General features: G+C 58.4%; 19 protein-coding genes. 9 read left to right on the top strand and 10 right to left on the bottom strand.

The features are described from left to right. Nucleotides 1-42: 42 nt before the first annotated feature. Nucleotides 43-669: a response regulator transcription factor gene (locus AC0Z4S_RS13715; protein ID WP_130912025.1), complete on the bottom strand. Its 627-nt coding sequence runs from the start codon at nt 667-669 to the stop codon at nt 43-45. Between the two features lie 460 nt (nt 670-1,129). Here AC0Z4S_RS13715 and AC0Z4S_RS13710 point away from each other — a divergent pair, with 460 nt between their 5' ends. Then, nucleotides 1,130-1,843, top strand: coding sequence for a hypothetical protein (locus AC0Z4S_RS13710; RefSeq protein ID WP_253505001.1), 714 nt, complete (start codon nt 1,130-1,132; stop codon nt 1,841-1,843). Nucleotides 1,844-1,964: 121 nt separating this feature from the next. On the opposite strand, the gene AC0Z4S_RS13705 is transcribed toward AC0Z4S_RS13710, so the two are convergent. Both AC0Z4S_RS13705 and AC0Z4S_RS13700 read right to left on the bottom strand, forming a co-directional pair. Then, a complete protein-coding gene (locus AC0Z4S_RS13705; protein WP_011335737.1) occupies nt 1,965-3,182 on the bottom strand; it encodes an argininosuccinate synthase in 1,218 nt (405 codons plus the stop codon). 129 nt (nt 3,183-3,311) lie between these two features. After that, nucleotides 3,312-4,226, bottom strand: a complete 915-nt coding sequence (locus tag AC0Z4S_RS13700) for a flagellar protein MotY (protein WP_129997569.1) — start codon at nt 4,224-4,226, stop codon at nt 3,312-3,314. Between the two features lie 160 nt (nt 4,227-4,386). Here AC0Z4S_RS13700 and pyrC point away from each other — a divergent pair, with 160 nt between their 5' ends. Together pyrC and rnt are read left to right on the top strand one after the other, a co-directional pair. After that, nucleotides 4,387-5,433, top strand: a complete 1,047-nt coding sequence (gene pyrC / locus AC0Z4S_RS13695; RefSeq protein ID WP_016773405.1) for a dihydroorotase — start codon at nt 4,387-4,389, stop codon at nt 5,431-5,433. Beyond that, complete coding sequence (gene rnt / locus AC0Z4S_RS13690; protein ID WP_016773404.1) at nt 5,430-6,107, top strand: ribonuclease T; 678 nt, start codon at nt 5,430-5,432, stop codon at nt 6,105-6,107. The genes pyrC and rnt overlap by 4 nt, the downstream gene beginning before the upstream one ends. Before the next feature lie 472 nt (nt 6,108-6,579). Here the strand turns inward: rnt and AC0Z4S_RS13685 are convergent, their stop codons facing one another. Both AC0Z4S_RS13685 and AC0Z4S_RS13680 read right to left on the bottom strand, forming a co-directional pair. Continuing rightward, complete coding sequence (locus AC0Z4S_RS13685) at nt 6,580-7,050, bottom strand: Panacea domain-containing protein (RefSeq protein ID WP_285406237.1); 471 nt, start codon at nt 7,048-7,050, stop codon at nt 6,580-6,582. 217 nt (nt 7,051-7,267) lie between these two features. Next, nucleotides 7,268-7,870 (bottom strand): peroxiredoxin, encoded by a 603-nt coding sequence (locus tag AC0Z4S_RS13680; protein ID WP_003227723.1) that lies wholly within the window; start codon nt 7,868-7,870, stop codon nt 7,268-7,270. A 312-nt stretch (nt 7,871-8,182) separates the two neighbouring features. Here AC0Z4S_RS13680 and AC0Z4S_RS13675 point away from each other — a divergent pair, with 312 nt between their 5' ends. Beyond that, the gene (locus AC0Z4S_RS13675) at nt 8,183-8,401 is read left to right on the top strand and encodes a bacterioferritin-associated ferredoxin (RefSeq protein ID WP_485623395.1); all 219 of its coding nucleotides are present in this window, start codon (nt 8,183-8,185) and stop codon (nt 8,399-8,401) included. Between the two features lie 200 nt (nt 8,402-8,601). Then, on the top strand, nt 8,602-9,075 hold the full coding sequence (gene bfr / locus AC0Z4S_RS13670) for a bacterioferritin (protein WP_042607368.1): 474 nt from the start codon (nt 8,602-8,604) through the stop codon (nt 9,073-9,075). A 126-nt stretch (nt 9,076-9,201) separates the two neighbouring features. Here bfr and grxD read toward each other — a convergent pair whose 3' ends face one another. From grxD to AC0Z4S_RS13655, 3 genes are all read right to left on the bottom strand, one after another. After that, entirely contained in the window at nt 9,202-9,543 is a 342-nt protein-coding gene (grxD, locus tag AC0Z4S_RS13665; RefSeq protein ID WP_016773402.1) for a Grx4 family monothiol glutaredoxin, read from the bottom strand. Nucleotides 9,544-9,640: 97 nt separating this feature from the next. Further along, entirely contained in the window at nt 9,641-11,746 is a 2,106-nt protein-coding gene (locus tag AC0Z4S_RS13660; RefSeq protein WP_485623394.1) for a molybdopterin oxidoreductase family protein, read from the bottom strand. A gap of 135 nt (nt 11,747-11,881) precedes the next feature. Next, nucleotides 11,882-12,172: a hypothetical protein gene (locus AC0Z4S_RS13655; RefSeq protein ID WP_253495496.1), complete on the bottom strand. Its 291-nt coding sequence runs from the start codon at nt 12,170-12,172 to the stop codon at nt 11,882-11,884. A gap of 406 nt (nt 12,173-12,578) precedes the next feature. On the opposite strand from AC0Z4S_RS13655, the gene argF reads away from it, so the two are divergent. Together argF and AC0Z4S_RS13645 are read left to right on the top strand one after the other, a co-directional pair. Then, nucleotides 12,579-13,499, top strand: a complete 921-nt coding sequence (argF, locus tag AC0Z4S_RS13650) for an ornithine carbamoyltransferase (RefSeq protein ID WP_253495499.1) — start codon at nt 12,579-12,581, stop codon at nt 13,497-13,499. Next, nucleotides 13,496-14,605, top strand: a complete 1,110-nt coding sequence (locus AC0Z4S_RS13645) for an ABC transporter ATP-binding protein (protein WP_253495502.1) — start codon at nt 13,496-13,498, stop codon at nt 14,603-14,605. Before argF ends, AC0Z4S_RS13645 begins: the two co-directional genes overlap by 4 nt. Nucleotides 14,606-14,713: 108 nt before the next feature. Here the strand turns inward: AC0Z4S_RS13645 and AC0Z4S_RS13640 are convergent, their stop codons facing one another. Next, a complete protein-coding gene (locus AC0Z4S_RS13640) occupies nt 14,714-15,496 on the bottom strand; it encodes a PhzF family phenazine biosynthesis protein (RefSeq protein ID WP_253495506.1) in 783 nt (260 codons plus the stop codon). A gap of 99 nt (nt 15,497-15,595) precedes the next feature. Next, entirely contained in the window at nt 15,596-16,066 is a 471-nt protein-coding gene (gene ybaK / locus AC0Z4S_RS13635; RefSeq protein WP_039758379.1) for a Cys-tRNA(Pro) deacylase, read from the bottom strand. Between the two features lie 351 nt (nt 16,067-16,417). On the opposite strand from ybaK, the gene AC0Z4S_RS13630 reads away from it, so the two are divergent. Then, a complete protein-coding gene (locus AC0Z4S_RS13630; protein ID WP_042607374.1) occupies nt 16,418-17,269 on the top strand; it encodes an MIP/aquaporin family protein in 852 nt (283 codons plus the stop codon). 77 nt (nt 17,270-17,346) lie between these two features. Then, the gene (gene glpK / locus AC0Z4S_RS13625; protein ID WP_485623393.1) at nt 17,347-18,849 is read left to right on the top strand and encodes a glycerol kinase GlpK; all 1,503 of its coding nucleotides are present in this window, start codon (nt 17,347-17,349) and stop codon (nt 18,847-18,849) included. Nucleotides 18,850-18,925 lie beyond the last annotated feature (76 nt).

Raw genomic sequence — 18,925 nt, 5'->3', positions numbered from 1 at the left:
CTGAACTTGATCGGCCCATGACCTTGTCAGCTGTCGGATCGTTCACACAAGACCATTGCGCTGCGCCAGTTCGATCAGATCAACCAGCGACCGCGCATTGAGCTTGAGCAACAAGCGTGTCTTGTAAGTGCTTACGGTCTTGTTGCTCAAAAACATGCCGTCAGCAATTTCCTTGTTGGTCTTGCCGCGCGCCAATTGCTGCAACACCATCATTTCCCGCCCGGACAGACGATCGACCATGTCCGCCTCACTCGCATTGCCCAGACTGGTGCGCACGGTGTGCAACGCCTGATTGGGGAAATAGCTGTATCCGGACAGCACTGCCTTGATTGCACTCAGCAGTTCGGTCAAATCCTGTTGCTTGCATACATAACCCGCTGCGCCCGACTGCATGCAACGCATTGAAAAATGCCCGGGAGCCTGGGAAGTCAATACAAGAACTTTAACTGGCATGGCGGTAGAGGTCAGGCGTGCAATGACTTCCAGCCCATCAAGTTTCGGTATACCAATATCCAGAATGACAAGATCCGGCAATTGTTCGCGAGCAATCTGCAATGCATCCACACCATTGTCCGTTTCTGCAATGACTTCGTAGCCATGCCGTTCCATCAGCATACGTACCGCAAGTCGAATGACGGGGTGGTCATCCACGATCAGCACTTTATTCATGGGCAAGTCCAGTTTTCGCTGTTCGAATTTTTAGAACACGCACGATATCCCAGTCACTTGTCCCAAGGCACAGCGAGTTTTACACACACTTGCATCAAGAGACATTCCCTACAGGCATTGAGGATAATTCCCACAAATACAGCGCTAACCCCCTGTATGCCCGACTTCAGCTCCCCCCTCATTGTCGGGATTTTCAGTTGTTCCGTGAACCGCCCTACGCCCAGGAATTACAGATCCTCTGGTCCTGGTCTATAGCAGCCAGCACGCGTTGAGCAATGAAGATGTGGCTGTGTCGCGGATTTGGTTAATGGAAACATGATGCATTAAGCCAGAATCGGTGTAGAGCGACATGCGTTTCAACATATCTTAAAAACTTGAAACAACCGCCGCATACTTAAACCCGCACTTTTGCTATAAATAGAAATACAACCTTCCAGACAACTACCCAGAACTCTAAACTATGCTGAAGATAAAAAAAAAGATTACCAACCCAATGACAGTCATCGCTATATTCGCGATTCTTTCGGAAACATCGGCTGCCGTATCACTGCCATTTCTAGATAATAAGGATCGGGAAATTTACGTCTGGTTTCTGATCAGCTTCCCCTTTTACTTGTTATTTCTTTTCTTCATGACCCTCAACTTCAATCACCGCTCACTCTACTCGCCCTCTGACTTCGGAAAAGACAAAAGCTTTTTAAAGGCAGCAGAAGATCAGGAGCGCGACAACAAACGAAACCTGCCGCTGCGCGAGACAGGTGAATCAAGCACCTTTGAAATAACCAGTTGCGTCGTGTCAGGCAAATCTGGCAGAGGCAGATTTCAACGCCCATGCAGCATTCACAACGCACCCGATCCACCAGCCGATATGAGCAGCCAGCCCGGCCCGCTTGTTCAGACTATCAAGTTGTCACCCTTGATCAGCGAACTGAACATAATTGACGCGAGGGATATTGATGCGACGAGGGAATTCGATGCCATTCTCGACGCTCTGCGCAGAGCCGACAAAAAGAACGCGCGCGTGTTGGTCTTTCTGTCCAATCATGTCTCGGATTCGCTGGCGCACACCGCACTGCAACAGATCAGGCAAGCGAAGAAGGGCTCAGGCGCGACGCTGTGTATCGTTTACAACCTGTGCTCACAAACAGTGACACTATTGGGAAGAGCAAGCTGACAGACAAGTCCTGTGCCGCACGCGGGCAGACGAGGGACCAGCCTGATGAACCAGACAAAAAAAATAAAAAAAGGCGGCCATGAACAGGCCGCCTTTTTTATTGCGCGCTGGGCGCAACCACTCAGAACAACTTGCGGCCCTTGTTGGCAGCAATGCGCATGCGCAGCGCGTTGAGCTTGATGAAGCCCGCCGCGTCGGCCTGGTTGTAAGCACCGCCATCCTCTTCGAAGGTCGCGATGTTGGCGTCGAACAGCGAATCGTCGGACTTGCGCCCGGTGACGATCACGTTGCCTTTATACAGTTTGAGGCGCACCACACCGTTCACGTTGACCTGCGAGGCGTCGATCATCTGTTGCAGCATCAGACGCTCAGGGCTCCACCAGTAACCGGTGTAAATCAGACTCGCGTACTTCGGCATCAGCTCGTCTTTGAGGTGAGCGACTTCGCGGTCCAGAGTGATCGATTCGATGGCGCGGTGAGCGCGCAGCATGATAGTGCCGCCCGGGGTTTCGTAGCAGCCACGGGACTTCATGCCGACGTAACGGTTTTCGACGATGTCGAGACGACCGATGCCGTGCTCGCCGCCGATCCTGTTCAGCGTCGCCAGTACCGTGGCCGGAGTCATTTCGACGCCGTCCAGCGCGACGATGTCGCCGTTGCGGTATGTCAGCTCAAGATATTGCGGGGTGTCGGGAGCCTTCTCCGGGGAGACGGTCCAGCGCCACATGTCTTCTTCGTGCTCGGTCCAGGTGTCTTCCAGCACGCCGCCTTCATAGGAGATGTGCAGCAGGTTGGCGTCCATCGAGTACGGGGATTTTTTCTTGCCGTGGCGTTCGATCGGGATCGCGTGCTTCTCGGCGTAGTCCATCAGCTTCTCGCGGGACAACAGGTCCCACTCGCGCCATGGCGCAATGACTTTCACGCCTGGCTTGAGCGCGTAGGCGCCCAGCTCGAAACGTACCTGGTCGTTGCCCTTGCCGGTGGCACCGTGGGAAATGGCGTCGGCGCCGGTTTCGTTGGCGATTTCGATCAAACGCTTGGCGATCAGCGGACGGGCGATGGAAGTACCGAGCAGGTACTCGCCTTCGTAAACGGTGTTGGCGCGGAACATCGGGAACACGAAATCGCGCACGAATTCTTCGCGCAGGTCGTCGATGTAGATTTCTTTGACGCCCATGGCCTGAGCCTTGGCGCGGGCCGGCTCGACCTCTTCGCCTTGACCGAGATCGGCGGTGAAGGTCACCACTTCACAGTTATAAGTATCCTGCAGCCACTTGAGGATCACCGAAGTGTCCAGGCCGCCGGAATACGCCAGAACGACCTTGTTTACGTCCGCCATGCCATCACTCCACGGGGTTCTACGGAAAGCCGGGGAGTCTACCGCTCAAACGCGATAATTTACAGAGGCGCGACAGCTTAAGACGACAAAGCGACAGAATCTGTCGACAGCGCGACGATGACCGGCGAGTCAGGAAGTCGTTGCGGCGGTGGCTGGCGTACTCGCTTGCGGTGCTGGCGCAGGGGCTGTGGTCGGTGCCACACGCGACAATTTCACGTTGACCCGACGATTCTTCGCACGATTGGCCTTGCTGGTGTTCGGCACGATCGGATATTGCTCGCCGTGGAAGCGCACGGTGATCTGCGATTCCTGGATGCCATTGGCCTTGAAGAAATCGACCACCGCCAGCGCCCGGCGCCGCGACAGTTCGCGGTTGGTAAGGCGATTGCCGCTGTTGTCGGAATAGCCGTCGAGCTCGATGTGGTTCACCGTCGGATCGGCCTTCATGTAGTCGAGCATCACCTGCAGCTTGGCCTTGGCGGCCGGGTCCAGATCAACGCCCTCCCCCGGGAAACCTACCTGCGACTGCTTGATCTGGTCGAAATTCTGCGGCAGCAATTTCGCGACACAGGATTGATAGTCGTTGAACGCCTTGCTGAACTTGACCGGCAATAGGCGAACTTCGGAAACCCGGCCGTCGCCAGACGCACGGCGCACAACCGGACTGCGGCCATCCAGCAGACCGCTGATGAGACCGCCGGCCTGCGATTGCGAACTGTTGAACAACACATTGCCACTGCCCAGACGCACCGAGCCCAGATTGATGTCGCCGCGCCCTGGCTGCCACGGCGCAGCGGCCGCGAGCAATGTCGCCGAACCGCCGCCGAGCATGGCGTTGTAGGCATTCAGACGGAAGATCGCCTGCTCACCGGCCTTGCGCACGAACTCGCCCGAGCCGAAATCGGTGATCGGTTGCGTCAGGCGGCATTCGAACTTGTCGCCGGCGACCGTCCACTCAATGTTCTCCAGACGGGTCTGGTAGGTCAGCGCCATCGCGGGAAGGCTGGCAAACACACTGAGCAGGGCTAGATAACGCTGGCGCACGGGAGGCTCCATTGGCTTGTGAAACACAAACACCGATTCACACAATGTTTACGGCATACCTTCGGGATATCGGACGCTTGTGGCAAAACTTGATAGCGGGTGCCTGCAAGAGTCTTTTCCGGTAGCATTCGCCTCAGTTTGACCCGCCTGGAATCCCTTCATGTCCGACCGCCTGACCCTGCTGCGTCCCGACGACTGGCACATTCATCTTCGCGATGGTGCCGTGTTGACCAATACCGTTGCCGATGTGGCCCGCACCTTCGGGCGCGCGATCATCATGCCGAACCTGGTACCGCCGGTGCGCAACGCCGCCGAAGCCGACGGCTATCGTCAGCGCATTCTCGCTGCCCGCCCGGCCGGCAGTCAGTTCGAGCCGTTGATGGTGCTGTACCTCACCGACCGCACCCAACCGGAAGAAATTCGTCAGGCCAAGGCCAGCGGTTTCGTGTACGCCGCCAAGCTGTACCCGGCCGGCGCAACCACCAACTCCGATTCCGGCGTGACCAGCATCGACAAGATCTTCCCGGCGCTGGAAGCCATGGCCGAGGTCGGCATGCCGCTGTTGATCCACGGTGAAGTCACTCGTGGTGACGTCGATGTGTTCGATCGCGAAAAGATCTTCATCGATGAGCACATGCGCCGCGTGGTCGAGCGCTTCCCGACATTGAAAGTGGTGTTCGAACACATCACCACCGGCGACGCCGTGCAGTTCGTCAACGAGGCTTCGGCCAACGTCGGCGCGACCATCACCGCGCATCACCTGCTGTACAACCGCAATCACATGCTGGTGGGCGGAATTCGGCCGCACTTCTATTGCCTGCCGATCCTCAAGCGCAACACCCATCAGGAAGCCTTGCTCGATGCCGCCACCAGCGGCAGCGCCAAGTTCTTCCTCGGCACCGACTCGGCGCCCCACGCCCAGCACGCCAAGGAAGCCGCCTGCGGTTGCGCCGGTTGCTACACCGCCTACGCCGCCATCGAGATGTACGCCGAAGCGTTCGAACAGCGTAACGCGCTGGACAAGCTCGAAGCCTTCGCCAGCCTCAACGGCCCGCGCTTCTACGGCTTGCCGGCCAACACCGATCGCATCACCCTGGTTCGCGAAGAATGGACCGCCCCGACCAGCCTGCCATTCGGCGAGCTGACCGTTATCCCGCTGCGCGCCGGTGAAAAACTGCGCTGGCGCCTGCTGGAGGAACACGCGTGAGTGAAGACAATTTCGACGATGAGCTGGACGGTCAAGGTGGCGGCGGCGGTTCCCGTCATCCGATGGCAGCGCGTTTTCGCGGCTACCTGCCGGTTGTCGTCGACGTAGAAACCGGTGGCTTCAACGCGGCCACCGACGCCCTGCTGGAGATTGCCGCGACCACCATCGCCATGGATGAAAAGGGTTTCGTCTACCCGGATCACACCTACTTCTTCCGTGTCGAGCCGTTCGAAGGTGCCAACGTCGAAGCGGCAGCGCTGGAGTTCACCGGGATCAAGCTCGATCACCCACTGCGCATGGCCGTCAGCGAAGAAACCGCGCTGACCGACATCTTCCGTGGCATCCGCAAGGCGCTGAAAGCCAACGGCTGCAAACGGGCGATTCTGGTCGGGCACAACAGCAGCTTCGATCTGGGCTTTCTCAACGCAGCAGTTGCGCGCCTGGACATGAAGCGCAACCCGTTCCACCCGTTCTCCAGCTTCGACACCGCGACCCTGGCGGGTCTGGCGTACGGTCAGACCGTGCTGGCGAAAGCCTGTCAGGCCGCCGGCATCGATTTCGACGGTCGTGAAGCGCACTCGGCGCGTTACGACACCGAAAAGACCGCTGAGCTGTTCTGCGGCATCGTCAATCGCTGGAAGCAGATGGGCGGCTGGGAAGACTTCGACGACTGATCCTCGGCGAGCAAATCCCGCGCATGAAAAAACCGGCCGCATGGGCCGGTTTTTGGTTTAGTGCTTATAGAGCTTAAATTCTCGATCAATCCACACGACGTGAAAAACCCGATGGTTCTTGTAACCCACCATCGCTACGCGTTCGAAAGCCCGAAACACCAGCAATCTGACATCACCTGTTAAAAAAGCAGGTATCCCTACTTTAAGGCTGTTTCTCTCAATCGTTTCACATCCATACCGGTGCCTATGCTCCCTGCGCAGCTCTCTCCACGGCATCTTTCCCAGGATCCTGAGGCGCTCAAGCATTTTCGACCGTTCGACAGCCTCACAATCCTGGATGCACCAGCCATTCTGCAAATACTCAAATGAGAAAACCGGAGGTCGCGCTTCCGATGAATCCATTTCGATGGTGGACGTCCGTGCCGTTAGTGTAACCGCCGCATCGCGTTCCCTGCGTTTGAACCTGGCCATTTCAGTTCACCAAATGCTCCCGGAAATACTCCTGCATGTCGCAGGCGGGAATTTCTCGGCTGAACTCCCCTTCCTTGAAGTTTCTACGCCAAGGAGCTTCTTCATGCGTCAATTGGCGTAGTTTCCATGCCGAGAATTGGCCATAAACGTCGAACACTTCGTTCAGCAGACTTTGTTGTTTAGCACTGAAAACATCGGGGTTGAAATCATTTGGAGGAGGAATGGCACTCGATCCAAATTGGCTGAATCTTCGATATAGATCCGGAACCACCGGCCCGTGCATCCACGCCTCCAGCTTTTCAGGGAAGAGAGCCTCGCCATGGACGGCCAGACTGAACCCTTGAGCGTAATAAACCAATTTTTGAATTTTGAGATTGGAGATCTCGCCTTCATGCCCTTCCAGGCAGAGGAAATAATCCGCAACGTCCAAGCTACTCGGCATTTGAATCCCCTTCTGCATCATGCAATCCATTGCACAGTCCTTACTGAGGTGAGGCGCAATTCAGGCCAAGGCAATTGCCCTTGTGGCCCGTTATCGCTTGACTACAACCCTATCCAACCACTGTTCAGCCATCCAGCATTATTTTCCAGGCATTTGAGACAAATGATGCCAAAGACTCTTTTCCGCTATTCTGCGCATGAAAAAACCGGCCGCATGGGCCGGTTTTTTTGTACCTCGACGTTGTGCCTTACAGGGCAGCAGCGTTCTCGGTCAGGTAAGCCGCAACGCCTTCTGGCGAAGCGTTCATGCCTTTGTCGCCTTTCTTCCAGTTGGCCGGGCAGACTTCGCCGTGCTCTTCGTGGAATTGCAGAGCGTCGACCAGACGGATCAGCTCTTCCATGTTACGGCCCAGCGGCAGGTCGTTGATGATCTGCGAACGAACCACGCCTTTGTCGTCGATCAGGAACGCGCCGCGGAAAGCCACGCCGCCTTCGGACTCAACGTCGTAGGCCTTGGCGATGTCGTGCTTCATGTCGGCAGCCATGGTGTATTTCACCTGGCCGATGCCGCCATTGTTCACTGGAGTGTTGCGCCAGGCGTTGTGGGTGAAGTGCGAGTCGATCGACACAGCGATCACTTCCACGTTGCGTGCCTTGAAGTCAGCCATGCGGTTGTCCAGAGCGATCAGCTCGGACGGGCAGACGAAGGTGAAGTCCAGCGGGTAGAAGAACACCAGGCCGTATTTGCCTTTGATGGCCGAGGACAGGGTGAAGCTGTCAACGATCTCGCCATTGCCGAGTACGGCCGGGACGGTGAAGTCTGGGGCTTGTTTGCCTACGAGTACGCTCATTGATATCTCCTGGTGTAAAAACTTGAAGTTCAGGGTCCGGGCCAGCCTGTCACCCTCAGGCGACAGCCCTGTGACACGAACCCTCTTCGCAAGGGACGACCATCATACACTGCGTGTTTGGCCTGTCCGTAACGGATTTTCCCTGTTCGGTTATCCACCGCGTATTCATTGGCTCAAGCGAACATCTGGAAAATACCGTTCGTCAGGCGCAGGCAAAATGGCTGGGAAGCGTTCCGAAAGCACTTTGACAATCATTCTCGTTAACATTAAGATCCATCGCAATTGAGTCACAACCAGCGACGGTTCTTACTTATGTATGTTTGCCTCTGCACTGGCGTCACCGACGGACAGATCCGCGAAGCGATCTATGAAGGTTGCTGCAGCTACAAAGAAGTTCGCCAGGCCACCGGCGTCGCCAGCCAGTGTGGCAAATGCGCCTGCCTTGCCAAGGAAGTGGTGCGCGAAACCCTGACCAAGCTGCAAACCGCCCAGGCATCGATACCCTACCCGGTAGAATTTACTGCCGCGTAAATGCCCCATTTCAAAGAACCGGACTTGATGTCCGGTTTTTTTATGCCCGAAAATCAATTGCTTAGCGTCCAGACGCGGAACACAAACATTCTTATTCCGATTAATTTTCATTTATTATTCAATAACTTAGGTTTGACACTTATAAATACCAAGCTCAAACTCCGCCTTATATACGGTTAATACAGGGCAGGACTCCGATCATGAAAGGCGACATTACAGTCATCCAGCATCTCAACAAGATCCTTGCCAATGAGCTGGTCGCGATCAATCAGTACTTCCTGCATGCGCGCATGTACGAAGATTGGGGTCTGAACAAGCTCGGCAAGCACGAATACAAAGAATCCATCGACGAGATGAAACACGCGGACAAGCTGATCAAGCGCATCCTGTTTCTCGAAGGCCTGCCGAACGTGCAGGACCTGGGCAAACTGCACATCGGCGAACACACCCGCGAAATGCTTGAGTGCGACCTGCGCATCGAAAAGACCGGCCACGCCGATCTGAAAGCCGCCATTGCTCATTGCGAAACCGTTGGCGACTTCGGCAGCCGTGAACTGCTCGAAGACATCCTCGAGTCGGAAGAAGAACACATCGACTGGCTGGAAACCCAGCTCGGCCTGATCGACAAGATCGGTCTGGAAAACTATCTGCAATCGCAGATGGGCGAAGAATGATCTGACATTCGCCGGATCCGAGACACTAAAAAGCCCCGCCCTCTTTGGAGGTGCGGGGCTTTTTATTGGCCGAAGATCAAAAGATCGCAGCCTCGTTTCACTCGACAGCTCCTACAGAGAAGCGAGTCAGGCTTCGGACTTGTTCGCCGCTGCCGCTTCGACAGCCGCCTTGATGGTGCTTTGCAGCGAACCGTCTGCAGCCATCTCGGTCATGATGTCGCTGCCGCCGACCAGCTCACCGCCGACCCACAGTTGCGGGAAAGTCGGCCAGTTGGCGTACTTTGGCAGGTTGGCGCGGATTTCCGGGTTCTGCAGGATGTCCACGTAAGCGAACTTTTCACCACAGGCCATCACAGCCTGCGCAGCCTTTGCGGAGAAGCCGCACTGCGGGGCATTCGGCGAGCCTTTCATGTAAAGCAGAATGGTGTTGTTGGCAATCTGCTCTTTAATCGTTTCGATGATATCCATGGAGCACCTCGGCTGAACTTTCCGACTCAGAGGTCGGCACGGTGGCGCATTGTAACGGAATCCCGAGCGCCATGCTCGGTCTCCCCGACAGACCTGCTCAAGCCGCCGCCACTGTCACCGGTACGCCGTTCAGCGCCGCATTGCCCGACAATTCGTCGAGCTGACACTCGTCGGTCAGGTCGTTGGCGCTCGACCCCGGCTGGCTGCTGGCGATCACCATCTGCACGCCCGGGCGCGCGTGGCCCCAACCATGGGGCAGGCTGACCACGCCTTTCATCATGTCGAGACTGGCGAGCACTTCCACCTCGATCTGCCCGACCCGTGAGCTCACCCGAACCCGTTGCCCGTCGGCCAGACCACGGCTGGCCAGATCATCCGGGTGCATCAGCAATTGATGCCGCGGCTTGCCCTTCACCAGCCGATGAAAGTTGTGCATCCACGAATTGTTGCTGCGCACATGGCGGCGGCCGATCATCAACAACTCATCGGCAGCTGGCGCCCGCAAAGCGGCAAAGCGTGCGAGGTCGGCGAGGATCTCCGGCGGTGCGGCCTGAATATGCTGATTCGGCGTTTTCAGGCGTGGCGCCAGATTCGGCTTCAGTGCGCCCAGATCGATGCCGTGCGGATGATCGAACAGGGTCGCCAGCGACAGCTTGTGCTCGGACGCATCGCCGTAGCGGCCCATGCGCAATCCCATGTCGATCATCTTCGCCGGCGGCATCGTCGGTTTCAGCTCCTTGCCGGTTTTCTCGGCGAAGGCCTTGGCCAGCCCGACGAAGATCTCCCAGTCATGCAGCGCGCCCTCAGGCTTGGCGAGAATCGCGCGATTGAAGCGAGTGACGTTGCGCACCGCGAACAGATTGAAGGTGGTGTCGTAGTGATCGTTCTCCAGCGCCGAAGTCGACGGCAGGATCAGATCGGCGTAGCGCGTGGTTTCGTTGATGTACAGGTCGATGCTGAGCATGAAGTCGAGGCCGTCCAGCGCCTGCTCCAATTGCCGGCCGTTGGGCGTCGACAACACCGGGTTGCCGGCCACGGTGATCAACGCGCGGATCTGCCCTTCGCCTGCGGTGAGCATTTCTTCGGCCAGCGCCGACACCGGCAACTCGCCGCCGTATTCCGGCCGTCCGGAAACCCGGCTCTGCCACTTGTTGAAATGCCCGCCCGAGGTTGACGCCACCAGATCCACCGCGGGCTCGGTGCACAAGGCACCGCCAACGCGGTCGAGGTTGCCGGTCACAAGGTTGATCAGTTGCACCAGCCAATGACACAAGGTACCGAAGGCCTGGGTCGAAACGCCCATGCGGCCGTAGCAGACAGCACTCGGCGCGGCAGCGAAGTCGCGCGCCAGTTGACGGATCTGCTCGGCAGGCACCGCGCAGAGCGGGCTCATGGCCTCGGCGCTGAACGCCGCCACCGCGCTGCGAACCTCGTCCAGGCCATCGACCGGCAAATGGCTGTCGCGGGTCAGACCTTCGCTGAACAGCGTATTGAGCATGCCGAACAGCAATGCCGCATCGCCGCCCGGGCGGACGAATACATGCTGATCAGCTATCGCTGCGGTTTCACTGCGCCGCGGATCGACCACCACCACTTTGCCGCCGCGCGCCTGAATCGCCTTCAGACGCTTCTCGACATCCGGCACAGTCATGATGCTGCCGTTCGAAGCCAACGGATTGCCGCCGAGGATCAACATGAAATCGGTGTGGTCGATGTCCGGAATCGGCAACAGCAAGCCGTGGCCGTACATCAGGTAGCTGCTGAGGTGATGTGGCAATTGATCGACCGAGGTTGCCGAATAGCGATTGCGTGTTTTCAGCAAACCGAGGAAGTAGTTGCTGTGGGTCATCAGGCCGTAGTTGTGCACGCTCGGATTGCCCTGATAGACCGCAACGGCGTTCTGGCCATGACGTTCCTGAATCGCCGCCAGTTTCTCGGCCACCAGAGCGAACGCCTCGTCCCATTCGATCGGCAGCCATTCGCTGCCGACCCGACGCATCGGCTGGCGCAGGCGATCCGGATCATTCTGGATATCTTGCAGGGCCACGGCTTTCGGGCAGATATGGCCACGACTGAAGGTATCGAGGGCATCGCCCTTGATCGAGGTGATTGCGACCTGACCATCGGTTTCTGTGGTTTCGATGGTCAGCCCGCAGATGGCTTCGCACAGGTGGCACGCACGGTGATGAAGAGTCTTGGTCATGGCCAGTCTCTGTCTTGTTCGGAGGCAGGCAATCACGCCCGCGGGAACAAAACTATGGCCCGTGCGCAGGGGCGGCGCCAGCGACGTTCGTCTTGTGAATCGACGGTTATCAGGACAGCCGATAAATCGCCGCGATCAGTTCGGCGGCAACTGCGGCGGTGCTGCCAGCTGGATTTCCTGGATGGTTTCAATCTGCTCGTGAGCGACGTGCACGCCGGTGAGTTCGCCGATCAAGCGCCAATGCTCATCGAGCCCGGCGCTGATGGTGGCCATGCGATCGATCATGTGCCGACCGGCGGATTTCACCACTTCGTCTTCACTGCGCAGCAACTCGAAAGACATCGAGGTGACCGAGGCGGTGAGATGGGTCAGAGAGCGAGCCGTGTGGCCCAGCAGTTCCATTAACAGTTTTTCTTTCGATTCCATGCGGAGGCTTCCTGCGTCGCTCGAAACTTATTTATAACCCAGCACTTTGCTTTAGCAAATGTTTCAGTCTGAACATCCGACCAAGCGAATCCATGGCGCAGCGTTCACAAACCGACCAGGACCGCTGCGTTGCCGTCGCGGCGCATTGCCAAGCGCGGCGGGGCCAGTGTACAAAGAGGCTCACCGCTGTACTGAATCCGGCGTCAAATTGCGTGATCGAAATGCTCGGTTCGCGCTCCGAATCCCGCTGAAAAAGTACCCTATTGGCATAACGCGACATTTAGTGTCAATATCGCGCCTTCCCCCATTTTCGTCGCCCCGTGCGGCTTACGCCGCAGGTCTCGCCCGTTGTTCCGTTAAACAAGGCTTTGAGCATCTGCGGTCTGTAGCAAAAAGGTAGTCAATGATGAGCGCAAGGCACTTTCTCTCCCTGATGGATTGCACGCCCGAAGAGCTGGTCAGCGTGATCCGTCGAGGCGTTGAGCTCAAGGACCTGCGTAACCGCGGCGTACTGTTCGAGCCTCTGAAAAACCGCGTGCTGGGGATGATCTTCGAGAAATCCTCGACACGTACAAGGATCTCCTTCGAGGCCGGCATGATCCAGCTCGGCGGCCAGGCGATCTTCCTGTCCCCGCGTGACACCCAGCTGGGCCGTGGCGAGCCGATCAGCGATTGCGCCATCGTCATGTCGAGCATGCTCGATGCGGTGATGATCCGCACCTTCGCCCACAGCACCCTGACCGAATTCGCCGCTAACTCGCGCGTGCCGGTGATCAACGGCCTGTCCGATGATCTGCACCCGTGCCAGTTGCTCGCCGACATGCAGACCTTTCTTGAGCACCGTGGCTCGATCCAGGGCAAGACCGTGGCCTGGATCGGTGACGGCAACAACATGTGCAACAGCTATATAGAAGCGGCGATCCAGTTCGACTTCCAGCTGCGCGTCGCCTGCCCGGAAGGTTACGAGCCGAACCCTGAGTTTGTCGCCAGGGCTAGTGATCGCGTAACCATCGTGCGTGATCCACAAGACGCCGTACGCGGCGCGCATCTGGTCAGCACCGACGTCTGGACTTCGATGGGTCAGGAAGAGGAAACTGCCAAGCGCCTCAAGCTGTTCGCGCCGTTCCAGGTCAACCGTGCCCTGCTCGACCTCGCTGCCGAGGACGTGCTGTTCATGCACTGCCTGCCGGCGCACCGTGGCGAAGAAATCAGTCTCGACCTGCTCGATGACCCGCGCTCCGTCGCCTGGGATCAGGCAGAAAACCGTCTCCACGCACAGAAGGCCCTGCTCGAGTTCCTCGTCGAACCGGCATATCACCACGCATGAGCCATGAATTACTGCTGAACCTGCGCAACCTCGCTTGCGGCTATCAAGATCAACGCGTGGTGCAGAACCTCAATCTGCACCTCAACGCCGGCGACATCGGTTGCCTGCTCGGCTCGTCCGGTTGCGGCAAGACCACCACCCTGCGCGCCATCGCCGGTTTCGAACCGGTGCATGAAGGCGAAATCACCCTCGGTGGCGAAACCCTCTCCAGCGCCGGTTTCACCCTGGCGCCGGAGAAACGCCGGATCGGCATGGTGTTTCAAGACTACGCGCTGTTCCCGCACCTGAGCGTGGCCGACAACATCGCCTTCGGCATTCGCAAGCACCCACACAAGACGCGCGTGGTCGAGGAACTGCTGGAACTGGTCAACCTGAAGAACCTCGGCAAGCGCTTCCCCCACGAGTTGTCCGGCGGCCAGCAACAGCGGGTCGCCCTCGCCCGCGCCCTGGCGCCGGAGCCGCAACTGCTGCTGCTCGACGAGCCGTTCTCCAACCTCGATGGCGAGTTGCGCCGCAAGCTCAGCCATGAGGTGAGGGACATTCTCAAGGCCCGTGGCACCAGCGCGATTCTGGTCACCCACGATCAGGAAGAGGCCTTCGCCGTCAGCGATCACGTTGGTGTATTCAAGGAAGGTCGGCTGGAACAGTGGGACACGCCCTACAACCTCTATCACGAACCGGCGACGCCATATGTCGCCAGTTTCATCGGTCAGGGTTACTTCATTCGCGGCCAGCTTATCAGCCCGGAATCTGTGCAGACCGAGCTGGGTGAACTGCGCGGCAATCGCGCTTACACCTGGCCGATCGGCGGTGCGGTGGATGTGCTGTTGCGTCCGGATGACATCGTCTATGCGCCGGACAGCGCATTGCAGGCGCAGATTGTCGGAAAGACGTTTTTGGGCGCGGCCACCCTGTACCGCCTGCAATTGCCGACCGGGGCGCAGCTGGAATCGATCTTCCCCAGCCATGCCGATCATCTGGTTGGCGCGCAGGTCGGGATTCGCGTAGCGGCGGATCACCTGGTGCTGTTCCAGGCGTCCGGCAGCACGGCGGCGCAGATTCCGGCGGTGGAAAACGGCGTCCGCCGATTCAGCACCAGCCTCTGATCGAACACCCTTCCCGTGTAGGAGCTGCCGAAGGCTGCGATCTTTTGATCTTGATCTTGAAAGTCAAAAGATCGCAGCCTTCGGCAGCTCCTACAGGAGGGATTGCGGTCAGCTCAGATGCAGGGTGCCGCTGGCCACCAGCGTCGCATTGCCGCCAATCTTCACCCGCTCACCCTCCAATCGACAGAACAACTCCCCGCCCCGCGCCGAGCGCTGGCACGCGGTCAGGTTCGACTTGCCCAAGCGCTTGGCCCAATACGGAATCAGGCTGCAATGCGTCGAACCGGTCACCGGGTCTTCATTGATGCCGATCGCCGGGGCGAAATAGCGCGAGACGAAGTCATGCTGATTGCCACGCGCAGTAACGATCGCGCCCAGCCACGGCAGTTTCGCCAGCGCGGCCATGTCCGGCTTGCAGTCGAGCACGGCTTGTTCCGACTCCAGCACCACGAACAATTCGTTGGAGCCGAGCACATCAACCGCCTCAACGCCGAGCGCCCGCTCGACATCCAGCGTCACGCCGATTTCCGAGGGGATGATCGTCGGGAAATCCAGCCACAAGCGGTCGCCCTCGCGGCTGACACTCAGCGCGCCAGACTTGCAGGTGAAGTCGATGCGCTCGGCACTTTCCTTATGGATTTCGAACAGCACAAACGCGCTGGCCAGGGTCGCGTGTCCGCACAACGGCACTTCAGTGGTTGGGGTAAACCAGCGGATATGCCAGGCCTGGCCTTCGCGAACGAGAAATGCGGTTTCCGCCAGGTTGTGTTCGGCGGCAATTTTCTGCATCAAGTCATCGGCCAGCCAGCTGTCGAGCCGATAGACCATCGCCGGGTTGCCACTGAACGGCCGATCGCTGAAAGCGTCGACCTGATGAAACGCAAGCTGCATGATTTTCTCCCTGAATTGGTCGATCGAGCATGCAACGGCGGCCCGGATCAGTGCCAGTGACAGAAGCGCAATTTTTTCTTCATACAGCTTGCACGCTTGTTACGCCCGGCCGATATCCGCGAACTTCGCCTGGGTGTGCTCGGCCAATACTGCCGGTGCCAATTCCACTTCCAGTCCTCGCCGCCCGGCACTCACATAAATAGTCGCGAACCCCTGAGCGGAATTATCGATGAAGGTACGCAGGCGTTTCTTCTGCCCGAGCGGGCTGATGCCGCCCAACAGGTAGCCAGTGGAACGTTGCGCAGCAGCCGGATCGGCCATTTCGGCTTTTTTCACTCCGGCGGCGTGCGCCAGCCCTTTGAGGTCGAGCGTTCCGACGACCGGCACCACAGCCACCAGCAATTCACCTTTTTCACTGGCGGCCAGCAGGGTTTTGAACACCTGCGCCGGTTCGAGTCCGAGCTTCTCCGCTGCCTCCAGCCCATAGGACGCGGCCTTCGGATCATGTTCGTAACTGTGCACGCGATGTTCGGCACGAACTTTTTTCAACAAGTCCAACGCTGGGGTCATGGCAGCTCCGGGTTCGGCAATCTCAGAAAAAACCTGCGGCCGATTCTAGGTCATCAATTGGCAAAAGGCTCTAGCGCCGCCCGCGATTCCCGCGGCTCGGCGGCATATTCAGTCAAACACCTGCGCTGATCATTCACACAGCGAATAGTTTTATTGTGACCGACGGTTCACTTTCGACCTTTGACAGGTTTGTTTCTTGTCTATATTTTTTCGAATCTGAATAATGTAAGAATTATGGTCAACGCAGTACCCAGCAGTAACCCGGGAACCGAATGGGGATTCCGACCCGGTGAAGATCGCGCCCTGCTCCGTTGGCAAGGCGCCACACAAGAAAAAGAACCGAGGTTTTCAATGACAGCTGCTTTACCGCAACCTTCGCTTTCCGGCCAATGCATGGCCGAGTTTCTCGGCACGGCCCTTCTGATCTTCTTCGGCACCGGATGTGTCGCCGCGCTCAAAGTCGCGGGCGCCAGCTTCGGCCTTTGGGAAATCAGCATCATCTGGGGCGTCGGCGTGAGCATGGCGATCTACCTCACCGCCGGGGTATCCGGCGCGCACCTGAACCCGGCCGTGAGCATTGCTCTGGCGATCTTCGCCGACTTCGAAAAGCGCAAACTGCCGTTCTACATCCTTGCGCAAATCGCCGGCGCCTTCTGCGGCGCGCTGCTGGTCTACACGCTCTACAGCAACCTGTTCTTCGATTACGAACAAACCCACCAGATGGTGCGTGGTTCGGCCGCCAGCCTGGAACTGGCGTCGGTGTTCTCGACTTACCCGAACCCGGTGCTGTCGACGGCTCAGGCATTTCTGGTCGAGATGATCATCACCGCGATCCTGATGGGCGTGATCATGGCCCTGACCGATGACAACAACGGTCTGCCACGCGGCCCGATGGCACCGCTGCTGATCGGTTTGCTGATTGCCGTGATCGGCAGTGCGATGGGTCCGCTGACCGGTTTCGCGATGAACCCGGCACGTGACTTCGGTCCGAAACTGATGACTTTCTTTACCGGTTGGGGTGAAATTTCCTTCACCGGTGGACGTGATATTCCATATTTCCTGATTCCGATTTTTGCACCGATTGTCGGTGCCTGCCTCGGCGCTGCCGGGTATCGCGGGCTCATCGCTCGTCACCTGACCGGCGCCACACCTGCTACAAAGGATGCAGAACCGGCCATTGACGGCAAACCAAGAACTTCTTGAAACAGTCGGCGCCGGCTCCTGCCCATCCGAGCCTGCGCCATGGCCCACTCTCGTTTTTTTCGTCCAAGGCAATCGACATGACCGACATTCAGAACAAGAACTACATCATTGCCCTTGATCAGGGTACGACCAGCTCCCGCGCGATCATTTTCGACCGCGACGCGAACGTGGTCTGCACCGCGCAGCGCGAATTCGTTCAGCACTATCCGCAGGCCGGTTGGGTCGAACATGACCCGATGGAAATTTTCGCCACCCAGAGCGCAGTGATGGTTGAGGCACTGGCCCAGGCCGGCCTGCACCACGACCAGGTGGCCGCGATCGGTATCACCAACCAGCGTGAAACCACCGTAGTCTGGGACAAGACCACCGGCCGCCCGGTGTACAACGCGATCGTCTGGCAGTGCCGCCGCAGCACCGAGATCTGCCAGCAGCTCAAGCGCGACGGCCACGAAGACTACATCCGCGACACCACAGGCCTGGTCACCGACCCGTACTTCTCCGGCACCAAACTCAAGTGGATCCTCGACAACGTTGAAGGCAGCCGCGAGCGCGCACGCAACGGCGAACTGCTGTTCGGCACCGTAGATAGCTGGCTGATCTGGAAATTCACCGGCGGCAAGGTACACGTAACCGACTACACCAACGCCTCGCGCACCATGCTCTTCAACATTCACTCGCTGGAGTGGGATTCGAAGATGCTGGAGATTCTCGACATCCCGCGCGAGATGCTCCCGGAAGTCAAAGCTTCCTCGGAAATCTACGGTCGCACCAAGAGCGGCATCGCCATCGGCGGTATCGCCGGCGATCAGCAAGCGGCGCTGTTCGGGCAGATGTGCGTGGAGCCGGGCCAGGCGAAAAACACCTACGGCACCGGCTGCTTCCTGCTGATGAACACCGGCGACAAAGCGGTGAAATCCCAGCATGGCATGCTCACCACTATCGCTTGCGGCCCGCGCGGCGAAGTTGCCTATGCCCTCGAAGGTGCAGTGTTCAACGGCGGTTCGACCGTGCAATGGCTGCGCGATGAACTGAAAATCGTCAACGACGCCCACGACACCGAATACTTCGCCAACAAGGTCAAGGACAGCAACGGCGTCTATCTGGTGCCGGCATTCACTGGTCTCGGCGCACCGTACTGGGACCCGTATGCCCGTGGCGCACTGTTTGGCCTGACTCGCGGCGTGCGTGTCGATCACATCATCCGCGCCGCGCTGGAATCGATCGCCTACCAGACCCGCGACGTACTCGACGCCATGCAACAGGACTCCGGCGAACGCCTCAAGGCCCTGCGCGTGGACGGCGGCGCGGTGGCGAACAACTTCCTCATGCAGTTCCAGGCCGACATCCTCGGCACCCAGGTCGAACGCCCGCAAATGCGCGAAACCACTGCACTGGGCGCGGCGTATCTGGCCGGTCTGGCCTGCGATTTCTGGGGCAGCCTGGAAGAACTGCGCGGCAAGGCAGTGATCGAGCGCGAGTTCGAACCGAGCCTCGACGAAGTCGCAAAAGAGAAACTGTACAAAGGCTGGAAAAAAGCCGTCAGCCGCACCCGTGACTGGGCGCGCGAGGACGCTGAATAAGCCAACGTGCAGTTCCAGAAGGGTATCTAACTGGTAGGGAGCAGATTCCTGCGGCATCATGGGCAAATTTTGCTTG

It is taken from the genome of Pseudomonas sp. 1L-B-1-E-C1, from assembly GCF_057291835.1.
Note: the sequence above shows the minus strand (reverse complement) of the source record. Positions and strands in the feature narration are given on the sequence as shown.